Source organism: Haloferax profundi, assembly GCF_001469865.1.
Lineage (GTDB): Archaea > Halobacteriota > Halobacteria > Halobacteriales > Haloferacaceae > Haloferax > Haloferax profundi.
In genome coordinates, this window is the sequence record NZ_LOPV01000592.1 from 1 (window position 1) to 2,322 (window position 2,322).

General features: G+C 55.5%; 3 protein-coding genes. 1 reads left to right on the forward strand and 2 read right to left on the reverse strand.

Annotated features, from left to right (window positions below; all coding sequences use genetic code 11):
• Positions 1–505 (reverse strand): bacterio-opsin activator domain-containing protein (locus AUR66_RS17395; RefSeq protein ID WP_058573430.1); only part of this gene is annotated, 505 nt, incomplete at its 3' end.
• An 85-nt stretch (positions 506–590) separates the two neighbouring features.
• Positions 591–1,793 (reverse strand): AI-2E family transporter, encoded by a 1,203-nt coding sequence (locus AUR66_RS17400; protein WP_058573431.1) that lies wholly within the window; start codon positions 1,791–1,793, stop codon positions 591–593.
• Positions 1,794–2,016: 223 nt separating this feature from the next.
• Here AUR66_RS17400 and AUR66_RS17405 point away from each other — a divergent pair.
• A partial coding sequence (locus AUR66_RS17405) for a hypothetical protein (protein WP_157533206.1) occupies positions 2,017–2,322 on the forward strand: 306 nt, incomplete at its 3' end.

The following is a 2,322-nucleotide window of genomic DNA, read 5'->3' on the forward strand; positions in this document are numbered from 1 at the left end:
GTAGTGCGAGGACGAGCGCCTCGCGTTGTTCGTCCGTGAGACCGAATTTGTGGCCGTGTTCGCGGGCTTTCGTCGACGTGAAGGTCCGTTCGACGGTGATGGGAACGTCGTGTTCCATGACGTTGGCGTGAAACGCCGAGAGTGAGTCTTGGTCAGGGAATCGAAGTCGGAAGAGCCAGTCTCTGTTACCGCGTGCCTCGAGGACAGTCGCATCTGACGCGACGATGATGTCGATGAGACGTGTGGCTTCTTTGTCCCATTCGATACGGTAGAGTTGGCTGTCTTCGACAGAGTCGAGGACGCACACGTCTCTCACCGCTGGGTTCGCTCGCACTTTCTCAGTGAACTCGTCGTGGTCGTCACCAGTTGCCCACACGAATGGCAACACCATGTTCCCCGTCGGAACGACCCGTTCGATTTCGAGGTGCATTCCGGGCGGCCCCATCAACACCTGACCGAGTTCGAAGTCTGAAGCAGCAATCGAGAACTCCAAGATGACACTCATACTCGTCGATACGGCGGCAGGATATGTAGACTTGTCACCTATGTATCTGAACGACGTGTGTGCGAACAGTTCTACTCGACAGGACTCAGTCAGACGTCCCCGCCGGTTCGTCGATATCAGCACGAACCTCGTCGAGTCGTGTCTGGCCCTCGTCGATTTCCCACTCCTCACTCGGTCCCACCCGTCGCAATGGTTCCTCTTCGGCAGCAGGGTGAAGCATTCTGGGGAACTTCAACTGTAAGAACAGCACGACGACCACCATGAGGAACGGCCCGTAGAAGATGCCGTACCATCCGAACAGTGGTGGACCGACGAGATAGGCGAAGACGATGAGGCTCATCGGGAATAACCGACCAGAGAGTGCCGGTCGGATGTAGATTCGGATGAGGTTGTCGAACGGCAGTTCCATCACGGCCAGAAAGACGAGAGGGAACCAGAGAGCCGTCGGATTGGTCTGGAGGGCGACGATAGCGAGGTACGCGGTGACGACGGCGTAGACGATACTCCGACCGACGAGGGGAACAATCGTAAACAGTCCAGTGATGACCGCTAACGTGACCGGTGCCGGAATTTCGAGCCCCGACGGTGCGACGAGGTTGAACACGTTGTAGATGATTGCTGCGAGAACCATGACGACGAAGATAGTGACCGTGTAGCCGAAGTAGACAGACTCCAATCCTTCATCGACTGCCGAGAGATACCGGGAAACGTCTGAATCCTCGTCCGCGATGCTCGTGTAGAACCAACCAGCGAGTCGGTCGTCCTCACGGAGAAGAAAGAATGCAAAGAGGAGCGAAAGGAACGCATTGAACAGACTGTTGGCCACAGACCCAACCGTCCGCGTGAGAGACCCGAACGCATCCTGAATCGCACCCCCACTGAACACTTCCCCGAACTGCCGCAGGAGTTCCGTTGGGTCTTGCGGCAACGCGCCGATGGAGAACGGGAGCGCCGCGCTGATTCGCGTGGCAACTTCGCTCGTGAAGAACCGACTCAGTTCGGCGATCGTGACGAAAATCGCACCACCGAGAATGGTAACAATCGGCAGGACGATGAGCAGCAGCGTCACAAGCGCGGTGATGTTCTTCGATGGGAGTCGTTTCTCAAGTCGCTTCGCGATTGGGCGTGCAACGTAGTAGACGAACAACCCGAAGATGACCCAGGGGAGATACACATATCCGACGAACGCGACGACTGCCCCAACGACGAGTGCAAACACCCACCACCCAACCTCCAACTGTTCGAAGATTCGTCGAATCCGGTCAGCGGCACCGCTCGGTTGACTCATACCCGAAACGTACGCCGTCTGAAGAGAAATCGATAACTCAACTGTACGAGAATCGAGAACGTCAGAGAGACAAACGAGAGACCGTTCGAACGTTAATGAGCGTATATCAGACCTGCACACAGAGGTGGCATCGATCGGTGTCGTATCGGCCTACGTGCCCAAGTCAACAGCGTGGTGTGGAGGTCTAGCAATCAGTTTTGTGGACAGACGTCCTTTCAGTGGTATGGCAGAATTGCTGTCACTCCAGCCAATGCTCCTCCTGCAAACCGACACGGTTGTCCAAGAAATATCCAGATGGGTAGCCGACCTATTGAGAGGAGAAGAAGTAAACCTCCTGCGCGACATCGTTGCCTTCTTTCTCACGCTGATAATTGCCTACGTAATTGTTCGCTTCGGACTCATTCGATATGTGATGCGGGTGATGAAGCGTCGAGAGTTCGATCCCTCGATTATCAGTCTCGGTCGGCTCATCGGTACAATCATGAGTGCAGTCTTGGCATTTGGTCTCGCATTCGCAATCGCTGGATTC